Below are 20247 nucleotides of genomic sequence, written 5' to 3'. Positions count from 1 at the left end.
AAGATCTATCCCATAAATTCAATTTTAAGTATGATTAACTTTATTTTTTTACCGAAATTTTTTATCGTAATGATCACATCTGGATATTTCAGCCCCACCATAACCCAAGAAGCTCGAACATTATCAAGTGTATCATAATATAGATGAATCGTCTGTAAATGGCTTGTTCATCTCCCGTTCATCTAGAGGTTGCTCAGAAAAGTTATACACTCAAGCTGTTTTGGCACCTCTCATAAAAAATCTTGCTGACAGCAACGGCAGTAGCTGCTCAAAGGTTAGGCTTAGACAAGTCATGGACGGCTGTGTGACCCCCGCATAGAGTGCCGCCGAACCCGGCCCGGCCGCAGAGAGGACAAGACATGCCCCCCAAATTCGGCACTAGCGGCCTGCGCGGCCTTGTCACCGAGCTGACCCCCGAACTGGTGATGGCCCATGTCGCGGCCTTCCTGCGCGCCTGCCCGGTGGGGACGGGGCTGTTCGTCGGGCGCGACCTGCGGCCCTCCTCGCCGGATCTTGCCGCGGTGGTGATCGCGGCGGGGCGGGCGGCGGGGCTCGCGGTCACCGACTGCGGCGCGCTGCCGACGCCGGCGCTGGCGCTGGCGGCGATGAATGCGGGGGCGGCGGCGGTCATGGTGACCGGCAGCCATATCCCCGCCGACCGCAATGGGCTGAAGTTCTACACTCCCGAAGGCGAAATCACCAAGGCGCATGAAACCGCGATCCTGGCCGGGTTGGAGACGGTTTCGCCCGCCCTGGCCGGTCCCGAACCGCGTCTGGACGGCGCCGCCGGCCCGGCTTGGGTCGCGCGCTATGTCACCGCTTTCGGGCCGCAGGCACTGGCAGGGATGCGGATCGGCGTCTACAGCCATTCCTCCGTGGCGCGCGATCTGATGGCCGAGACCCTTGCGGCGCTGGAGGCCGAGGTAGCCGATCTCGGGCGCTCCGACCAGTTCATCCCGGTCGATACCGAAGCGGTGGATGCCGCGACCCGGGCGCAGCTCGCGTCTTGGGCGACCGAGGGCTTCGACGCCATCGTCTCCACCGATGGCGATGGCGACCGGCCGCTGATGACCGATGCAACCGGACGGGTGATCCCGGGCGATGTGCTGGGCCAGATCACCGCCGCCAGCCTCGGGGCGGAGACGGTGGTGACGCCGGTCTCCTCCAACACCGGGGCCGAGGCCTCGGGGCGCTTTGCCCGGGTGATCCGCACTAGGATCGGCTCGCCCTTCGTCATCGCCGGAATGAAGGCAACGGGCGGCAAGGTGGTGGGTTACGAGGCCAATGGCGGCTTCCTCCTGGGCTTTACCGCGCAAGGCCCCGCCGGCCCGCTGCCCGCGCTGATGACCCGCGACAGCCTGCTGCCGCTGATCACGCCCTTGGCCGCCGCCCGGAGTTGCGGCCTCGCCGCCCTCGTCGCGGCGGAGCCCGCCCGCTTCACCGCCGCCGACCGGCTGCAGGAGGTTCCGGTGGAGGCCTCGACCGCGCTGGTGGCGCGGCTGATTGGCGACGAGGGCGCGCGGGAGGCCTTCCTCGCCCGGCTCGGCGGCCGGGCGGTGGCCGAGGACCGCACTGACGGGCTGCGGCTCACGCTGGATACCGGCGCCATCGTGCATCTGCGCCCCTCGGGCAATGCGCCGGAGCTGCGCTTCTATGCCGAGGCTGCGAGCCCCGAAGCCGCCGAGGCGCTGCTGGCGACCGGGCTCGATCTGCTGCGCGAAACGCTTCGCTGATCAGGCCGGCCCCAGATTGGCGAGCCGCGCCATCTCGGCCCAGAGCGTGGCGCGCAGCCGTGCCCGCTCGGCGAGCCAGATCCGCGGCGCCCCGAAGAGCCGCGCCAGGGCGTGCTGCGCTGCGGCATAGGCGGCGAACTCCGGCTCTTCCGCGGCATCGACCCGCGCGGCGGCCTGGCGGCTGTCGAGCCCCCAGAGGTTGATCCAAGCGCCCTCCGGCAGGCCGAGCCCGTGCAGCCGGTGGCCGGGGCTTGCCATCGCCAGCGGCGCGGCACCGCAGGCGAAGGCGTCGAACAGCTTTTCCGACAGGTAGGTCGGCTGATGCGTGTTCTCCAGCGCCGAGATCATCCTCGCCCGCCCGTCGAGCTGCACCAGCTTGTCGAGATGCCAGTTGTCGATGTCGAAGCGCGAGGGCCCGCCCTGCCAGCTCGCCCCCAGCCGCTCCACCCCCCGGCTGCAGGCCTCGGCCAGACGGGTGCGCCAGGCGCAGAGGCCGAGGATATCGCCCTCGGGGAAGGCCACGTCATGGAAGGCCTCGGGCCGCCGCTCGGCCATGAAGACGGTCCGCAGCGGGCGGCGGGCGAAGGCCGCGCGCCAGTCCTCGGGGCCGAGCGCCGCGTTGCGGGCGAAGCGATGCGCATAGGCCGGGGCGAAGCGGTGGTCAGTCAGCAGGAAATAGGGGATCACGTCGAAATCGAAGATCGCCGAGCGGTGATGGTTCACCTGATGCAGCCTAAGTCCGCCCGTCAGCGTGATCGCCGAAGCCAGCGGATCGGGGCTGAAGATCGTGTCCCAGAAGGGTTCTTCCGACACCAGCGCCAGCGGCTTGCGCCCGGCCTCGCGCAGCGCCTCGGGGCGGGCAGTGGCCAGATCCATCGGATGCGCCCAGATGATCAGATCGGCCTCGGCGGGATCGGCGGTCAGCGCGATCCGGTCCTGCCAGAGCGGGGCCAGCGCCGGATAGGCGAAGGGGGTGCGCCGGGCATGCGGCCCCTCGCAGGCGATGCGCAGCGGCGCGCCGCCCAAGGTGGGGGCCGCGAGGGCGGGATCGGGGCAGAGCCTGCGCATCGCCTGCGGCGCGCCCTGCCGCAGCGCGGCGATCCCCTCTTGCAGCGGAGCGGGCGTCAGGGCCTGCCAGCCCTCCGGCAGGGCAAGGGCCAGCGCCTCGGCCGTGGGGCGGGCGGCGGCGGCAGCCCCGGGGGGCAGATCGTCGAGGAGTTCCGACAGGCCCTGCATCAGCCAGCCTGCCCGTTCGGGGGCCTCGCGCAGCAGGGCGAGGCTCGCGGCAAAGAGCGCGGGCCCGGCGGAGGGCAGCGGCGGCAGGTGGGCGAAACCCTGATCCGTCCGCCCCTGCCGCAGGGCCCGGGCGGCGGCGCCCGACAGCAGCCGCAGATCGCCCTGCGCCGCGCGGCCCTCGTCGCAGCGCAGCCGCGGCGTTTCGAGCAGCGCCCGGCGCAGGATCACACGATGCATCGAGGGCGCGCCCGGGGCGGCGAGCAGGTCGAGATCCTCCGCCTCGAGCCGGGCGCGGGCTTGGGCGAAGCCCTCGGGGTCGAGCCGCGCCTGTCCGGGCAGCAGCAGCACATGGCGCGCCTCCGCCGCATCCAGCGCCAGATTGGCGGCGATGCCGAGATCGCCCTGCCCGCGCGCCGCCGTAGCGATCCGCGTGACCCGCACCCTGGCGCCCCAGCCGCGCATCGCCGTAGCCCGGCCGATCCAGGCCAGCGTGTCGTCCCGCGAGCCGTCATCGACCAGCACCACCTCGTCGCCGGGCCGGGCCAGCGCCGCGACATCGCCGGCCAGATCGTAGAGCCGCACGCCCGCGTCGCGGATCAGGATCAGAAAGCCGAGGCTCATGCCATCCGCTCCCCGAGCCGGGCGGCCAGCGCCGCATCCTCCGCGGCGATGCCGGGCAGCCAGTCTGCCATGCGCCGGGTCAGCCAGCGCGCCTCGGCGGCGCGGAAGGTCTGGCGCAGGCCGGGGTCGAGCACGCCCTCGACCCAGTCGGCCAGTCCCAGCGCGAAATCGGCCAGAGCCGCCTGCCAATGCGGATCGCGGGCCGCGGCGGCCACCGGGTCGAGCGCCTCGAAGACCTGCAGCCGCTCGGCCCCGCGCCGGTTGGTCAGCCGCCCGCCTGCCGGATCGACATGGTGCCAGGCGCAGATCCGGTCCGAGACCAGCACCCGGCGCGCGGTGAGAAAGCCGAGCCAGTGCAGCGGGATGTCCTGATGCACCTGCGTGTCGGCGCAGCCGATGCCATGCGCGCGCAAGAAATCGCTGCGGTAGATCTTGTTCCAGGGGTAATTGGCGGTCCGGGCGAGGATCGGCAGGGCGCGGGTGTCGGCCTCGCGCAGGGCGCCGATGCCATGGCCCGCCGCCTGCCAGAAGCGGTCGTCCCAATCGGGCTGGCCCCAGCGTGCCTCGGCGCCGACCCGGATGTCGGCATATTTGAACAGGCAGAAGTCGAAGGCGGGTGCCTCGGCCAGATCGGCCAGCAGCAGCGGCAGTTCGGCGGTCAGCAGATCGTCGGCATCGAAGAACAGCAGGTGCTCGGTGTTGACGGCTGTCAACCCGAGATTGCGGGCGATGCCGCCGCCCCGCGAGGTCTCGTGCCGCAGCAGCGTGAGATCCGCCGCCCCCGGCACCGGCGGATCGGAGCCGTCGTCCACCACGACGATCTGGGCGAAGACCGCCATGGCCCGCGCCTGATCCAGAAGCCGCGCCAGCCCCTCGGGGTCGTTCCAGACCGGGATCACCAGCGCCAGATCGAGCTTCGACGCGGGCACAGGAGCTTCGGGCAGGGCCTCCGGCGCGGGATCGGGGGGCGGGAGGCTCACAGCGCGAACAGCCGCAGATCGTGCAGCGCCCAAGCCAGCGGGCGATGCGGCGGCAGGAAGAGGACGATCTCGCGCCAGGGCGCCCTCTGCGGCAGATCGGGGCAGCGGTCGGGGGCCAGCATGTCGAGATGGTCGCTCTCGGCGGGCTGCGACAGCAGATGCCGGTCGAAGAAACAGTCGCGGAACCCGCCCGCCGCCAGACCCGAACGCAGGCAGACCCTGACCGCCAGCGCCTCGGAGGCGGCACTGCGGGCGGCAAGGCCGATCCAGGCGAGGGGCGAAAGATCGTCCAGCGGCAGCGGCAGATGCAGCCCGAGCCAGCGGCCCGGGGTCTCCGGCCGGGTTTCCAGCTCCAGCAGCCGGCCGCGCGGGCTCTGCCAGCGCCCGCTGCGCGGCGCCTCGGGATCGGCATGCAGCACGAGGCCCGGCGGCAGGGGGGCCGCGAGATCGGCCCAGGGCAGAACCGCAGGGCGCAGCGCCGCGAGCGGGGCGTTCAGCCGGTCGGTCAGGCTGGCTGCGGCGTCGGGCGCAGTATCGGGCGGCGTCTCGGGCATCGGGGCACTCCGTCTGGCAGGCAGAGGGGCCCCGCGGTGCTCTCCCCCGGGCGTTCCCTCCGCCTCCGGCCCTGATAAGCGTTTCGGGCCGCGCGGAAAAGCCGCGATCCGTTGCCCCGCGTCAAGCCTCGGGGGCCGGCGAGGCGGGTGCCGGATCTGCCGGGGCGGCCAGCGGCACCGGGCCGCGGGCGAATTCGGCGCGCCAGAAGCCGCGGCTGGCGATCTCGGGGTAGCGCGCGCGGTAGGTCTCGCGCAGTGCGGGATAGGCCCGCTGCCAGCGCAGCGCCAGCCGCAGCGCCCGCAGGCCGAGCCCGAAGGCCCGCGCCTTGTCATGCCGCACGGTATAGCCGCGCCCGGTCGCCGCATCGACATAGCTCAGTTCCGCCGCGCCCCAGACCGGCCAGAGCAGCGCGCGATCGGCGATGCCGAGCCGCACCCGCCGCCCGAACCGGCCGAAGAAGGGCAGGAGATGCCCGTTCAGCGTGAGCTTCATCAGCTGCGGCAGGGGCCGCCGCAGGTCGTGGGGCTCCTCCACCCCGAGATCGGTCGCCGGCTGCCAGGCCTCGCTGCGGATCAGCCGGCCGATCTCCGCGCGTTTGGCAGTCATGTCGGCATTGTCGGTGAAATGCTCCGGCCCCTGCATCACGCTCTCCCAGGACAGAAGCTGCGCCTCGGCGCTGTCGTAATGCATCCGCACGATGGAGCGGGCGAGGAAATGCAGCGCGATCCGTGCCGTGCCCCAGGCGCCGATCTCCATGTCCGGCTGCACCAGATGGTGGTGCAGGTGGTTGCGCAGGTCGAGAAACAGCGTCTGCGCGCTTTCCTTGGCGGCGAAATCCTCCTGGAAGGAGACCACGCCGTTCAGCGTCGCCGTGTCGAAGCGGTTGGCCAGCGAGAAGGAGATGTCGTCGCCGCGCACGAAGAAGGGGAAGGGATGGCGGGTGACGCCCGCCAGCGGGAAGGCGAAGAACCACCAGCCGCCGTAGAAGCCCGGCGGTTTCGGCCGCGCCGTGGCCAGCTCCATCCGCATCACCTCGAGCCGCAGCCGCAGATCGGCCAGATGGCAGAGCGGGCGGCAGAAGCGGTCGAAGCGCGCGCCGTTCTCCCAGATCGCCCAGGGCTTGCCCGCCGAGATCATCGCCCCGGCCAGTGCCGCCCTGGGGCTGGTGGCGAGGCTGAGGAAGGCGAAGCAGCGGATCAGGTTCTCCATCTGGAAGGAGGCGTCGTCATCCATGAACAGGCAATGGCTGAAGCCCTGCGCCTCGGCCTCGGCCAGACCGCGGGCAAAGCCGCCCGCCCCGCCGAGATTGCGGTTCGGGATGACGCTGACCCCCGGGGTCGGCGGCAGGTTCAGGCTCTGGCCGTTGTCGATGACGAAGACATGGGCCGAGGCGCCGATCCACGCCCCGGCACCGGTCTCGGCGAAGAGCCCGGCGATGCGGGCCACCGTCTCGGCCACGGCGGCCTCGCGGCGGAAGGTGGTGATGACGATGCCGAGCCGCGGCGGCGCGGCGTCGGGCAGAGGGGTGACAAAGGCGCCATGGCCCAACCGGGCCGGGCCCAGGGCGGTCAGCGCCACCACCAAAAGCCCGCGCTGCCCGGCGGGGGCCTCGAGGCAATCTCCCAGATCGACCGCCGTGCCCGTGTCCTGCAGCTCGAGATCGAGACTGCGGATCACCGTCTCCTCCGGCGCGCCCTCGATCCCCTGGACCCCGCAGAGCACCCGCGACAGCCGCAGCCTGACCCGGCCCTCGCCCGAGAATTGCAGCGCGAGCCCCTCGAGCCGGCAGCGGCCCTGCCAGGTCTCGAGGTTGAGCAGGTTCATGTAGCTGCCGAAATCGGCCTCGGCCCCCGCCGCCGGAAAGCGGATGCTCTCTCCCTCCAGCGCCGCCCCGCCCGAGAGCCGCAGGAACAGCACGGTCTGGTCGCTGATCGCCGGATCGGGCAGGCAGAGGCTCTGCAGCACCAGCGCCTTCCCGCTCTGCTGCGGCTCGGTGCTCGGGGCCCCGGTCGTCTGCCGAAGGGGCGGGACAAAGGTCTGGGTCATGCGGGTCTTCTTCCGGGAAGGCGGTGCGGGGGAGGAGGGTGCGGGCTCTCTATGGAAAACTCCGCGCCCCGGCGCAACCCGGCGCGTCTCCTGCCCGCGGCGGGCCGCTCAATCCTCCAGCGTGGCGAGATAGCCGCGCCGCAGGAAGATCAGCGCCACCGCGATCAGCACCATCGACACGCCGAAACCGTAGGTCAGCGAGACATAGGGCGCGTAATAGGTGGAGTAGAAGCCGCGCCGCACCAGCCCGATGGCATGGATCAGCGGGTTCCACCACAGTATGGCCTGGATGTCCTTGGAGAGGTCGTCATAGAGGAAGATCACCCCGGAGGCGAGCATCAGCGGGCTGCGGATGATGCCCCAGATCCGGTCCCAGGTTGGGAAATAGCCGGTGAGCAGCGAGTTCATCAGCCCGACCCCGGTGGCGAAGGCGACCGCCATCGCCAGCCCGGCGAGAATCGGGCCGATGTGGAACATGCTGCGGATGTCGACGAAGGCGAGGATGCCGCCCATGACGAGGCAGAAGACCACCGCCTCGGTCAGCCCGTTGAGGATGAGCCGCGCCAGCATCGCATCGAGCCAGTTCACCCGCGGATAGGCCAGGAGCGCCCGCGAATAGCGCACGGCGCCGCCGATCTTGTTCGAGAGCGTGCCGAAGATGCCGAAGGGCAGGAAACCCGTGGCGTAGAACAGGATGAAGCTCGTGCCGAGCGGCGGGGTGCGCACCAGGAGCGAGAAGCAGAGCGCCATCACCGTGATGCTGCCGACCGGCGAGGCCAGCGCCCAGATGTAGCCGCCCGGCGAGCGCCCGTAGGTCGAGCTCATCTCGCGCAGCACCAGCGCGCCGATCACCCGCAGCGACTGGAACCGCGGCGGCGGCAGCGTCACGTCCCGTGTGGGCAGAGGAGCATCGGTGGAGGCCATGCGGGTTGAAAAGCACAGCCGCCGCCGGCTGGCAAGTCCTTCGCGTGGAGGGACGGCGGGCGGTTGCCCGGCAAGGCCGCGCCGAAGGGCGTTCACGATTGCAGAGGCAGGCCGGCTGATCCGCGGGCTGGCCGATACCGGCGAGGGTTCGGCCGGGGTCACGCGCTTGCGGGGCGACGGGGTCAGCCTTCCAGCAGCCCGCGCAGATAGGTCCCGTAGTCGTTCTTCGACAGCCGTTCGGCCATGGCGGCCATGGCGTCGCGGCTGATCCAGCCCTGGGCGAAGGCGATCTCCTCGGGGCAGCCGGTCTGCAGGCCCTGGCGCTGCTGCAGGGTGCGCACGAAGTTTCCGGCGTCGAGCAGGCTGGCGTGGGTGCCGGTGTCGAGCCAGGCGAAACCCCGGCCCATGCGCTGCACCTCGAGCGTGCCTTCGGCGAGATACATCTCCAGGAGCGAGGTGATCTCCACCTCGCCGCGGGCGGAGGGCTTCACCCGATGGGCGAACTCGCTGGCGCGGCCGTCGAGGAAATAGAGCCCGGTCACCGCGTAGTTCGAAGGCGGCACCGCGGGTTTCTCGACGATTTGCGTCACGCGGCCCGCCTCGTCCATCGCCACCACGCCATAGCGTTCGGGATCGGCGACATGGTAGCCGAAGACCGTGCCGCCCACCTCTTTCGCATCCGTCGCGGCCAGGAGTTCGGGCAGGCCATGGCCGAAGAAGATGTTGTCGCCCAAGACCATGCAGGAGGGCGCGCCGTCGAGGAAGTCCTCGGTCAGCGTATAGGCCTGCGCCAGCCCGCCCGGATGCGGCTGCACAACGTAGTGCAGGCGCAGGCCCCACTGGCTGCCGTCGCCGAGCGCGCGGCGGAACTGGTCCTGATCGAGCGGCGTGGTGATGAGGGCAATCTCGCGGATGCCGGCCAGCATCAGCACCGACAGGGGATAGTAGATCATCGGCTTGTCGTAGATCGGCATCAGCTGCTTCGAGACGCCGAGCGTGATCGGGTAGAGCCGCGTGCCGGAGCCCCCGGCGAGGATGATGCCCTTGCGTGCGGTCATTGGGTTGTCTCCAGCTCTGCCAGAACCTGCGCGAGGCCCGTGCGCCAGTCGGGGCGGGGGATGCCAAAAGCCTCGGTAAGGCTGGTGTTGTCGAGCCGCGAATTGGCCGGGCGCGGCGCCTTCTGCGGATAGTCGCGGCTGGGGATCGGGGTGATGCGGCAGCCGAGGCCCGCGGCTTCCATGATCGCGGCGGCGAAACCCGCCCAGCTGACATCCGGGGCGCCGGAGAGGTGATGGGTGCCCGACAACTCCGGGGTCTGCTGCAGGGCCTGCGCCAGGGTCAGGCAGGCCGCGGCGATGGCGGCCGCAGGGGTCGGCCCGCCGATCTGGTCGTCGACCACCGAGAGGCTGTCACGGCTGGCTCCGAGCCGCAGCATGGTCTTCACGAAATTCGTGCCATGGGCCGAGAACACCCAGGAGGTGCGCAGGATGGCATGGGGGCCGCCCGCCGCCCGCACCGCCATCTCGCCCGCCAGCTTCGTGCGGCCATAGGCGCCGAGCGGGCCGGTGGGGCTGTCGGGGGTCCAGGGCGTCGCGCCGCTGCCGTCGAAGACGTAGTCGCTGGAGATCTGCACGAAGGGGATGCCGAGCCCGGCGCAGGCCCGGGCCATGGCGCCGGGGGCCTCGCCGTTGATGGTCGTGGCCGCGGCTTCGTCCTCCTCCGCCGCATCCACCGCCGTCCAGGCCGCGGCATTGATCACCGCCCGGGGCGCGTGCCGCAGGATCGCGGCGGCGCAGGCCTCCGGATCGGCCAGATCGGCCTCGGCACGTGACAGGAACGTGGCTCCGGGCGCCAGACGCGCCAGCTCGCGCGCCACCTGCCCGCTCCGGCCGAAGACGAGGATCATGGCGCGGCCCCCGCCACATGCCCCGCCGCCTGCCCCAGCCTTTGCCCCACGCCGTCGCGCGCCTGCAGCGCCCGCCACCAGGGCTCGTTGTCGAGGAACCATTGCACGGTGCGCTCCAGCCCCTGATCCAGCGTCACCGAGGGCCGCCAGCCGAGTTCGGTCCGGATCCGGGTCGGGTCGATCGCATAGCGCAGGTCATGGCCGGGGCGATCGGTGACGAAGGCGATCTGCCCGGCGTAAGCCCGGGCCTGCGGCCGCATCCGGTCGAGCAGCGCGCAGATCTTCTGCACCAGATCGATGTTCGTCACCTCGTTCTCGCCGCCGATGTTATACGTGCGCCCCACCGCGCCCCGCCGCAGCACGGTCAGCAGCGCATCGGCGTGATCCTCGACATAGAGCCAGTCGCGGACGTTCAGGCCCTGCCCGTAGACCGGGATCGGCTCTCCCGCCAGCGCCTTCAGGATCACCACCGGGATGAGCTTCTCGGGGAAATGGTAGGGGCCGTAGTTGTTCGAGCAGTTGGTCAGCACCCAAGGCAGCCCGTAGGTCTCGCCCCAGGCGCGCACCAGATGGTCCGAGGCGGCTTTCGAGGCGGAATAGGGGCTGTTCGGCGCATAGGGCGTCGCCTCGGTGAACTGCCCGGTGGCGCCCAGGCTGCCATAGACCTCGTCGGTCGAGACGTGGTGGAAGCGGAAGCCTTGGGGTCGGCCCTGCTCTTGCCACCAGGCCCGCGCCGCCTCGAGAAGCACGTAGGTGCCGCGCACATTGGTGTCGATGAAGGCGCCCGGCCCGTCGATCGAGCGGTCGACATGGCTCTCGGCCGCCAGATGCATCACCGCATCGGGGCGATGGGCGGCGAAGATCCGCGCCATGGCCTCCGCGTCGCGGATATCGGCCTGCTCGAAGGCATAGGCCGGATGGTCCGCCACCATCGCCACATTGGCAAGGCAGGCGGCATAGGTCAGCGTATCGACATTGACGACGGCATGGCCGTCGCGGATCGCCTGCCGCACCACGGCCGAGCCGATGAAGCCGGCGCCGCCGGTGACGAGGATCTTCATTGGGGTCATTTCAGGCCTCGAAGCTGAAGGGAGAGCGGAAATCGGCAAAACCCTGCGCCGCGCGGTCCTTGTCCGACAGCACCGCCTGCGCCGGATCGATGCCCCAGTCGATGCCGAGATCCGGATCGTCGAAGCGCACCGCCCCGTCGCACCCGGGCGCATAGACGTCGGAGCATTTGTAGAGCACCTCGGTGTCTGGCCGGAGCGTCACAAAGCCATGCAGGAAGCCCGCCGGGATGAAGAGCTGCCGCCCGTTCTCCGCCGAGAGCTCCACCCCGACAGAGCGGCCGTAGCTCGGCGAGCCCCGCCGGATATCCACCGCCACATCGAGGATCGCCCCCGCGCCGCAGCGCACCAGCTTGGCCTGCGCATGCGGAGGCGCTTGGAAATGCAACCCCCGCACCGTGCCCGCCTGACGGCTGAGCGAGTGGTTGTCCTGCACGAAATCGATGTCGATCCCGAGCCCGGCCAGCGTCTGCCGGTTCCAGACCTCGGAGAAATGCCCCCGCGCATCGCCATGCCGCCGCGGGGTCAGGATCAGCACATCCGGCAGGGCCGTCGGTTCAAGGATCATGTGACATTCTCTGCGGCCCCCATCCGGCCCCGGCTTACAGCAAGCCCGCAGGGCTGTCATCCGCGGCAGGGCGGAAGCGCCTGCCGGCAGAAGGCCCTGGAGCGCGCTCCAAGGCAGCGCCAACGCGTGGCTCATGGCAACCCAGGGCCGCACAGCCCAGCTTGGAAGCCGGCATGCGGCGGCTCTTAGCCTTGCGGTTCGGCCACGATCCGCATCAGATCGTCCGAGATCCGGTTGAAGAAGCCGATCCTGGCATCGATGAACGCGTCGAAGTTGCGGAACAGGTCGCGCAGCCGTCGCTGTGCCTCGGCATAGGCTTCGACGAACTCGGAATCCGCCCGGAAGGAGGTGATGCGCGCCACAGCCGCGTCCGGCTCCATCCCGAACAGGTTGATGTAGGACTGAGGCGGCACCAGCCGGTTCGCCGCATGGCCGGATGGGCACCAGTAAAGCGGCACCCCCCGGCAGGCAAAGGCATCGAAGATCTTCTCCGACACATAGTCGTTCTGGCTGGTATTCTCGAGAGCCGAGACGATGAAAGAGCGGCCGCGCAGCGTCGCGATCTTGTCCAGATGCCAATCGGGCAGCGCCTGCCGCATCACCTCCGTGCCCCAGCCCCGACCGACCCGCAGCGTATCGCCCGGCATCTTCTGCGCGACGCGGCTGCGATAGACCGAAAGTCCCCAGGTCTCGATCTCGGGATGGGCGAAGGCGTATTTCTCCTCCACATCGCGGAACTCAGCGAAGAAGGCGGCCCGGATCGCGGGAGCCGACCAGGCTTCGGTCAGGGCGGAAGTGGAGAGAGCGGCGTTCTGCGCGAAATACTGGGCATAGCGCAGATAGAAATCATCCGTCGTGGTCAGGAAATAGGGCAGGTGATCGAAGCGATAGGCCCCGGATGTGTGATGGTTGATGACGGAATATTTGAACGTATAGTGATCGGCATTGCGCAAGTTATGGCGCAGGCGAAAGTCGCCGCTATGCGCCGTATCCCACAGCGGTTCCTCGGAGACGACGACGATCCGCTGGGCGGGATTGAGGTCGCGCAGTTGGGCCAATTTGGCAAAGTTCTCATATAGGTCTGCCACATAGGCCAGAATGATGACATCGGCATCCTCGGGCCGCGCGACATAGTCGAAGCGGGTTCTGAACAGGGCCTTGTAAGGCGCATAGGAAAACGGGGTCCGGCGCCAGTGGCTGCCGAGAACGAAGATACGCATCATGCCTCCCAAGCCGTCGTCAGGTCGCGGGAGGCGAGAGCCCGGGCAAAGATCGCCTGCTGCGAGGCAGATGCTCTGCCCAGCAGATCCAGGATCCGATCGCGCTCGTCGCGCAGCTTCGGAGCGGCGGTGGCAGGCGACAGCAGGATTTCGGTCGTGATTGCATTGAGGCTGGATCCGCCGCTGCCCATCGCAGCCTCAGGGATTGCCTTTGCTGGCCTCGGATCGATCCTGACCTCCTGATACCGTTCCATCATCAATTTGCGGATGTCGTAGACGAAACCGTCGATGCCATAGAGATCCCAGATCTGCGCCATGGCATGGCGCTTGCGCTTCAGCAGCGCCGGATCGGCATGGATGGCTTTCAGGCGTTGGGGCAGCGCGAGAATGCTTGCGCGATCCTCGGCGCAGAAGACTGCGGCCTCCTCCCAAAGCGCGGGATTGCCCGGAAGGGCCAGCGTATCGGCCATGATCACCGGAATGGCGCCAAGCCCGATCGATTCCCAGAGCCGGATCGAATTCGGCCCCGTGCCGGAGGGGCAGAGCGAGAACACGCTTTGCGCCAGAACGCGCCGGAAGGCTTCGGATTGCGTGGTATCGACCAGCGCATCGGATGTCTTCGCCAGACCGCGCACCTGATGGTCGTAGACCACCTTGTTGTAATGCCAGGTTTCATTGCCGACGACGAGACCGCCCGCGGTTTTCAGCTCTTCGATGATGATGTTGCGCGCATCGGTCAGATAATACTGGTTCGCCTTGGCCCCCATGAAGGAGAACAGGTGCTTTTTCGGCTGCGCCGGATCGATGACGAAATCCTTGGCCTGAACCGGGTAGAGCGGGAAAGGATGCAGCCGGATGTCAGGATGGCTTGGCAGGACGGTCTGGCCCTTCACGGCATGCGACCAGAAGATATCGGTGATGCCGAGATCGCGGAACAGACCTTGGAACTTCAGCATATCGATATGCTGACAGGCGGTCACAACCGTGCGCGCGCCCTGCAAGCGCGGGATGAAAGACAGCAGCTTCTGCTTCAGAAACTCGGTCTTCTCGGGATTCGTCCTGTTGTGCAGCAGATTGTCGATCAGCGTCGCCCAAGGGTAAGCGAAATAGATCACCCGCCCCTCGTCTTGCCGCAGCGCCAGCGTCTCGCGGAGCCGCTTGTAGGCATATTGTTCGGTGATCGCAGGAAATTGCCAATTGGCATCATAGGCGACGATGCAGTCGGACTGATCGGTGCGCGGCGCCGAAGACAGCTGCTTGGAGCGAGTTCGAAAGGCCGTGCTGTTCACCTGGGCCTTGCCCACAGGCTCCGCATGCTGCGTCAGGATATCGAACGTCAGTTCGGATTTCTGCGTCAGGGTCTCCGAAGGATAGATCCAGGCGGTCCCGCCGAGAACAGGCATATCCAGAGCGGCATCCTCGCGCGGCTGGGGCTCGTGCAGATGACAGGCCCGCACGAAGTTGCAGGGGTTGAAGATGTCGTAGCCGTGGATGGAAAACAGATACCCGATCTTGTTGTGGCAGCGCGGCACGCCCAGCGGGATGTCGAGCTTGCTCCGCAAGGCCGCAGGCAGCGGACGGCGACCATCGACCGCCCAGACATCCTGCGACCAATGCGGGTTCTTGTGCAGCGCCGCTGCCTCGCCGGCGATCTCGTGGCGGCTGATCGCGACAAAGGCCTGGGGCTGTTCGGTAAAGATGGCCGCGAGTTGCCTGATCGTCTCGTCAAGATAGATGTCCGAGCTCGCCAGAACCGAGATCGCCTCGGCGCTGTGCTGTCGGGTCAAGTCCAGCCAGGTGCCGTAACTCGGCCGGCCGGAGGTTTTGAGCACGGTGATCTTGTCGTGGCGGACAGGCGGCATGTGCCCGTCATCCACCAGAAGGAAGATCCGGTCGATCCCCGCGACCTCGACGTTTTTCGCAAGGCAGCGGTCGAGCTCTTCTTGGCGGTCATGGTCTTCCGAAAGATAATACGGAGTGAACAAGTGAATCTTGGTCATCCGTCGCCCTTGAGTTTCATGGCTTTGACTGACTTCTCTTGCATGTGGTCTTGACATTGGGTCAACCCTGAGGAGACCGGCTGCGAGGGCGGTTAAACATAGATCTCTCCTCTGAACAATGCGGTTCCATGGAGGTCTGGCGCGGAATGGCGGGATCACTCATACTGGCTATCAAGGATGCGGCAGCCAGACATCTGCATCCTGTCGCGGTTTGCTCAATGGTGACCATCTTGGCTCTGATCATCGGGATGACATCTTCCCCCCTGTGGCGGAAGCCTTCCGAGCAGTTGCTGTTGACAGCCGTGGAGACCTTGTTCTAGGCCGCTGCAGCATGGCTTTCGGGCAAGGGCGCCTCATCGGTGCTCGCGAGACAGGAACGAAAGATCATGACGCTGTTCTTTGTCAGCCGCTCCGTGAGCGGCACTCGGATGCCATATGTTGCAGACAGTGTGGAGGACAACGCTTTCTGCAGTTTTCAAAGCTCGGGAGGCGCCATGTCAGTCCAGACAGAACTTCAGCCGCCACCTGCCAGGGATGGCGCGATGCGGTTCTTTTTCACCTCAGGGGTGAATGGTCCAGGGGCCCTCATGCGCTTGGGGGTGTCAGAAGCATCGCCCTTCGACCCGAAGGGCCTGCGGGCTGCCCTCGAAAGCGGTGCGCAAGCTCTTGTTCTGTTCCGCAGGGCCGAGACTCATGTGGTGGCGGCAATGGAACACGGGTCGAACCCGATCGATGCCCTGTCCGACTGGACAGTGGAAATCGGGCGACTGTTCCTCATCCAGCGCCGTCACCGCCGCCGCATCCTGCTGGCGGAGGACAGCCTCTTGCAGACCGAGGGTGACAAGCTGCGGCCCCTTATGGAGCGGCTGGGACTTGCCGGGCCCTTGCCGGCTGCGTCGGCCCCTCCGGCCTCGCCCGATCCGCTTCATCTGGCTCTCGCCCTCCAGCTTGTCAGCGCCACCCCGGAGGCGCTGCTGCTGCGTGACGAACTGGAAGCCAGCAGCCTACCCAACGCTCCTCTTGCTCTGAGCCCTCAGCAGATCACTCTGGCAATGGAGCAGATGAAGGCGCTCGTTTCGGAGCGAGATATCGCCCTTGGCCAAGTTGCCGTGTCACGCAAGGCCCTTCAGGAAGAGCGCGATCTTCTGAACGCGCATATCCTTGAACTCCAGCAGGAATCGGAAGCGCGATCCGCCCTGGCCGCCCGGCTCGAGACCCGGCTGGCCCAGATGGAAGAACAGCATCGGATATCCGTCGACCATGCGCGCAAGGCCACCCAGCGCGAAGAAGCCCTCTCCGCTCAGGTCGCCGCGCTCGAGGCGGAGCGCGACAAGATCTTTGCCTCGCATTCCTGGACGATCACCGAGCCCCTGCGCGCCTTGAACAACATGCTGGGCGGGATCGCCGGCAAGAGTAAGTGACGTCATGCTTCAGCCACTAATCGAGCCCGGCGGCGGCACCATCCTGCATATCGGAGCCGGAGACTGCCCCGAACTTGCAGATCATCTCGCCTCCGGCGCGAAACGGATCGTCCTTGTCGAGCCGAGGCCCGACCGCGTCGCCGATCTGATCCGGCGGACCGCCGACACCCGGGTCGAGGTGATCGCTGTGGCGATTGCTGGACAGGATGGCGAAGCCGATCTGAAGACCTTCAACATCCCCGGTCTGGCAAGCCTGCGGGATCCTTCGCTGCTGCTGGAGCTTTACCCGGGCTTGCAGACCACCCGCCGCGTCCGAGTGGAGACGCTGTCGCCAAGCACGCTGATGACCCTGCTCGAAACGCTTCCTTCCCCTGTCCGGGTGATCCTCGACGCCCCGGGGGCTGAAGGCGATATTCTCGACGCTTGGCGGGCGGATGGCATGCTTGCGAAGATCGACACGATCGAATTGAGATGCGGCAGTGCCGCCTGCTTTGCAGGGGGTCGTGACTTGGCCTACCTGCGCGGCCTTCTGGAGGCAGGGGGTCTCGAGGCCGTTGCAGGCGATATGACCGATCCGGACTGGCCGATCCTGCTGTTCCGGATGAACAGGACTGCTCTGGCGGCCGCCAGGACGGAGGGCAAACCCAAGGAGACGGCCCCCAAGGAGATGGCTGGCAAGGCGGCCTCGGCCGACAGCCTCATTCGTGAGCTGGAAGACAAGCTTGCTGCGGCCCGTGCCGAGCTGGGGCTTGCTCTGCGGCTGCAGACCCTCGCCTCCAGCGACCTTGAGAATCTCCGGAAGCGTCATGCCGAGCTTCTGGAGCGCAAAGAAAGTCAGGACATGCTGATCTCGCAGCTTGTCACCCGGCTTGAGGAAGCCTCGGGCTATCTGCAGGATCTGGCGCTTGTCAAAGCCGGGACCCCCGCCCGGCTCGGGGAGCAGGACGCTGCCGTCGCGCAGATCCGATCCGGCAAGCCGACGCAGAGGGGCGGCAAGGGGCGGAAGTCGCAGGGATGACGCGGCAGACCGACCGAGACCGGCTTCAGGGGCTGCTCTCCGGGGCTCTGGACCTGATCACGCAGCAGGGAGTCCGGCAGGGGCGCGTGGTCGCTCCGGCCCCTTTGGAAAGCCTGCTGGACCAATGCCGCGCGATGCATCGTCAGGCCCTGGCCGAGCAGGAGAGGCCCATCCGTCTCCTGCACCATTTTGCCTGCACCGGCGGCACGATCCTGTCGAAATGCATTGCGGCCATGCCCAACGTGGTCTTGCTGAGCGAGATCGACCCGCTCAGCACGAACCAGAGTTCCACCTTTGCGCCCAGCGATCTGATCCGGCAATTGCGGCAGAGCCGACACCCCCTGCCCCAGGACTTGGCCATCGAGATCTTTCTGGCCGGGCTCGCGCCGCTTCAGACTAGCCTGAAAGGCTCCGGGCGTCATCTGGTTCTCAGGGACCATTCACATTCGCATTTTTGCACCGAGGCAGACTGGACCACGCGTCCGTCCCTGCGCGAGATCGTTGCCCGTCGGCATGGCGTCGTCTCGGCGGTCAGCGTCCGCCATCCGATAGCCTCCTATCTCTCGCTGCTCAACAACAGGTGGGTCCAGTTCGAGCCCGCAACGCTGGACGAATATGCCCGCCGCTATCTTGCCTTCCTCGAGATGCATGCCGCCCATCCGGTCTTCCGCTACGAGGATTTCACCGCCGATCCGGAGCCGGTTCTTGCGGATCTCTGTCGGGCGCTGGAACTGCCCTATGCCCCCGGAACGCCGCTTCTTCTGTCCGCCATCCGGATGTCCGGAGACAGCGGGCGCTCGGGCGATGTAATCGCCCCCCGTCCGGACCGCATCCCGCCTGCCGCTCTCCGCGACGAGGCCGCGGCGAGCCCCGCCTACATTGCCCTTTGCGACCGGCTCGGCTATCCGCCTCTGGAAGACCTTGATGCACAAGACGCCTGACAGGCATTTGCTCCTCCTCCCACTATGAAAGCTCGTCATGGCTGAACCAGGCATCTCCCACCCGAGCCGCTGCGTCCTCATCCTCGGCATGCACAGAAGTGGAACGAGCGCCCTAGCCGGCAGCTTCCGGGAATTCGGCCTGCATATGGGGGATCTGCTCGACAAGAGCTTTGCATTGAACCCGAAGGGTCTGCAGGAGCCTGCCTCGCTCGTCTACATGCATGAAAATCTTCTCGAAGCCAATGGAGGGGCATGGCACGAGCCGCCGTCGGAGGTTGTCTGGAAACCGCTCCACACCTCGGTGCGGGACCTGTTCATCGAATCCCGTCATGGCCGTGGCACATGGGGCTTCAAGGAGCCCCGCACGCTTCTTGTTGTTGATGGCTGGATCGAGGCACTGCCCAACTGGACAGGCGTTGGCATCTTCCGGGACCCCGGAGAAGTCGCGCTGTCGCTCAAGAACCGCAACGGCTTCGATCTGGACAAGGGGTTTCATGTCTGGCGCGCCTACAACGACCGGCTTCTGGCGATGCACCGCCGACATGGGGTGCCCTTCATCGAATTCACTCGGGATGCCGACAGGATGAGAGAGGGCATGCGCCGACTTGCCCGGCACGCGGGTCTGACCCCGTCGAATGAGACGACATTCTTCGACGAGAGCATCCCGAAGAACATTGGCAAAGCTGAGGCTCTCGATCTTCCCGACGATGTCCGGCGAACATTCGATGCCTTGAAAGAGGCGGCTCTCTAAGATGTCCAGCCTCATTCACTCGACCCGGCTCTTTCCCAAGGGAAAGGGCGCAGATGCCTATCGCGTCACCGGGATTGCCTCGAGATGCGACTGGGTGGTTCTGACGGACACTGCCGCTCCGCAAAGCGCCCTCCTCCGTCAGGGAGGCCCGGAAGAGCCCAGACATATCTTCCTGTCGATGCGGGCCCCTTTCGTCGCCCTGCGGGTCTTCGCCCGGGAGATCCTGCCAAATTTGACATCACCCTTCATCCTGATCAGCGGCTCAGAAGATGTCACCCTGCCCCTGCAGACGGATCGGCGCTGGAGAGAGTTCACTGCCGAAGAACACGCGCTGATAAAGCACATCAACGACAGCCCGCTGTTGCTGCGCTGGTTCGTCGAGAACCTGAGCGCCGGTGCCACCGGGAAGATGTCGTCGCTGCCCCTCGGCATGGTCTATCCCGAAGGCGCGGCGGCGGATCTGACGGAGATGCCGGCCGTCCCGCCGCTGGCGGATCGACCCTTGCGGGTTCTCTGCGCCCATCGCGTCCGCGAGGGGGCGCAATGGGACATCCGCCGGGAGGTCACCCGGCTGGGCGAGGGCGCCTGGTCAGGCTGGACGACCGTGCTAAGGGAAGACGTTCCCGAAGACAGGTTCCTTCGCGAGGTGGAGGCGCATTCCTTTGTCCTCTGCGTGGAGGGTGGCGGGGTGGATCCCTCTCCGAAGGCCTGGCAGACATTGCTGCACGGGGCGATCCCGATCATCCGCTCCTCCAGCCTGCGCGACAGCTACTCGCAGCTGCCGGCGGTGTTTCTGGACGACTGGCAGGCGGATCGGATCGACCTGAACACGCTGTCCTCATGGAAGGCGATGCTCATGGGCCGGATGGATCCTCCCTCTGCACGAGAGAACCTACGCCAGAGGCTAATGATAGATTACTGGTGGTCTTGGGTTGCAACGCGATAAAGTGTAACAAGATATAAATCAAATGCCAGGAAGCTCCGTCGAGGCCAGGATAGCTGGACACATCGAAAAATGAGATTTCATTCGACATGAATGCGAAATGGCACATACGTGGAGTAATCGAATGGCAGTCGATGTGTTCATCCCTGTAACAACAGGCGCCTGATTATGTTGCTTCTTTCAGTGCCTGAGGCTGATCGCAAGGCTGCACGGCTCCATGTCGAAGCCCACCAAGAAATTGTGGCCTACGCTCTCCGAGATTCCCTACGTTAGTTAATCCCTCGTTAAAGCTCTGCTCCCTCTCCGGCCAGAGCGCC

17 protein-coding genes are annotated in these 20247 nt (G+C 67.0%); 6 read left to right on the top strand and 11 right to left on the bottom strand.

Annotation, left to right across the window (positions count from 1 at the left end):
* The first annotated feature begins 359 nt into the window (after positions 1-359).
* A complete protein-coding gene (locus AC3A5Z_RS22280; RefSeq protein WP_487521467.1) occupies positions 360-1733 on the top strand; it encodes a phosphomannomutase in 1374 nt (457 codons plus the stop codon).
* Here AC3A5Z_RS22280 and AC3A5Z_RS22275 read toward each other — a convergent pair whose 3' ends face one another.
* The 11 genes from AC3A5Z_RS22275 to AC3A5Z_RS22225 form a co-directional block, all read right to left on the bottom strand.
* Positions 1734-3590, bottom strand: coding sequence for a hypothetical protein (locus AC3A5Z_RS22275; RefSeq protein ID WP_487521466.1), 1857 nt, complete (start codon positions 3588-3590; stop codon positions 1734-1736).
* Positions 3587-4570: a glycosyltransferase family 2 protein gene (locus AC3A5Z_RS22270; protein ID WP_487521465.1), complete on the bottom strand. Its 984-nt coding sequence runs from the start codon at positions 4568-4570 to the stop codon at positions 3587-3589. Before AC3A5Z_RS22270 ends, AC3A5Z_RS22275 begins: the two co-directional genes overlap by 4 nt.
* On the bottom strand, positions 4567-5124 hold the full coding sequence (locus tag AC3A5Z_RS22265; protein ID WP_487521464.1) for a hypothetical protein: 558 nt from the start codon (positions 5122-5124) through the stop codon (positions 4567-4569). The genes AC3A5Z_RS22270 and AC3A5Z_RS22265 overlap by 4 nt, the downstream gene beginning before the upstream one ends.
* A 121-nt stretch (positions 5125-5245) precedes the next feature.
* A complete protein-coding gene (locus AC3A5Z_RS22260) occupies positions 5246-7171 on the bottom strand; it encodes a glycosyltransferase family 2 protein (RefSeq protein WP_487521463.1) in 1926 nt (641 codons plus the stop codon).
* A gap of 108 nt (positions 7172-7279) precedes the next feature.
* Positions 7280-8095, bottom strand: coding sequence for an ABC transporter permease (locus AC3A5Z_RS22255; protein WP_487521462.1), 816 nt, complete (start codon positions 8093-8095; stop codon positions 7280-7282).
* A gap of 182 nt (positions 8096-8277) precedes the next feature.
* Positions 8278-9153, bottom strand: a complete 876-nt coding sequence (rfbA, locus tag AC3A5Z_RS22250; RefSeq protein WP_487521461.1) for a glucose-1-phosphate thymidylyltransferase RfbA — start codon at positions 9151-9153, stop codon at positions 8278-8280.
* A complete protein-coding gene (gene rfbD / locus AC3A5Z_RS22245) occupies positions 9150-10001 on the bottom strand; it encodes a dTDP-4-dehydrorhamnose reductase (protein WP_487521460.1) in 852 nt (283 codons plus the stop codon). The genes rfbA and rfbD overlap by 4 nt, the downstream gene beginning before the upstream one ends.
* On the bottom strand, positions 9998-11062 hold the full coding sequence (rfbB, locus tag AC3A5Z_RS22240; RefSeq protein WP_487521494.1) for a dTDP-glucose 4,6-dehydratase: 1065 nt from the start codon (positions 11060-11062) through the stop codon (positions 9998-10000). The genes rfbD and rfbB overlap by 4 nt, the downstream gene beginning before the upstream one ends.
* Before the next feature lie 10 nt (positions 11063-11072).
* Entirely contained in the window at positions 11073-11636 is a 564-nt protein-coding gene (gene rfbC, locus AC3A5Z_RS22235) for a dTDP-4-dehydrorhamnose 3,5-epimerase (RefSeq protein ID WP_487521459.1), read from the bottom strand.
* Positions 11637-11821: 185 nt separating this feature from the next.
* Entirely contained in the window at positions 11822-12856 is a 1035-nt protein-coding gene (locus AC3A5Z_RS22230) for a glycosyltransferase family 10 domain-containing protein (protein ID WP_487521458.1), read from the bottom strand.
* Entirely contained in the window at positions 12856-15015 is a 2160-nt protein-coding gene (locus AC3A5Z_RS22225; protein WP_487521457.1) for an exostosin domain-containing protein, read from the bottom strand. The genes AC3A5Z_RS22230 and AC3A5Z_RS22225 overlap by 1 nt, the downstream gene beginning before the upstream one ends.
* A 227-nt stretch (positions 15016-15242) precedes the next feature.
* Between AC3A5Z_RS22225 and AC3A5Z_RS22220 the strand changes: the two genes are divergently transcribed.
* The 5 genes from AC3A5Z_RS22220 to AC3A5Z_RS22200 all read left to right on the top strand — a co-directional run bounded on the left by AC3A5Z_RS22220 (position 15243) and on the right by AC3A5Z_RS22200 (position 19933).
* Positions 15243-16277 carry a hypothetical protein gene (locus tag AC3A5Z_RS22220; RefSeq protein ID WP_487521456.1) on the top strand — a complete coding sequence of 345 codons (1035 nt, stop codon included), beginning with the start codon at positions 15243-15245 and terminating at the stop codon, positions 16275-16277.
* 178 nt (positions 16278-16455) lie between these two features.
* Positions 16456-17295, top strand: coding sequence for a hypothetical protein (locus AC3A5Z_RS22215; RefSeq protein WP_487521455.1), 840 nt, complete (start codon positions 16456-16458; stop codon positions 17293-17295).
* Complete coding sequence (locus tag AC3A5Z_RS22210; protein ID WP_487521454.1) at positions 17292-18236, top strand: hypothetical protein; 945 nt, start codon at positions 17292-17294, stop codon at positions 18234-18236. The genes AC3A5Z_RS22215 and AC3A5Z_RS22210 overlap by 4 nt, the downstream gene beginning before the upstream one ends.
* 37 nt (positions 18237-18273) lie before the next feature.
* A complete protein-coding gene (locus AC3A5Z_RS22205) occupies positions 18274-18987 on the top strand; it encodes a hypothetical protein (RefSeq protein ID WP_487521453.1) in 714 nt (237 codons plus the stop codon).
* A 1-nt stretch (position 18988) separates the two neighbouring features.
* Positions 18989-19933, top strand: a complete 945-nt coding sequence (locus tag AC3A5Z_RS22200; RefSeq protein ID WP_487521452.1) for a hypothetical protein — start codon at positions 18989-18991, stop codon at positions 19931-19933.
* The last annotated feature ends 314 nt before the right edge of the window (positions 19934-20247 follow it).

The organism is Cereibacter sp. Soil_C_27 (assembly GCF_057657095.1).
Note: the sequence above shows the minus strand (reverse complement) of the source record. Positions and strands in the feature narration are given on the sequence as shown.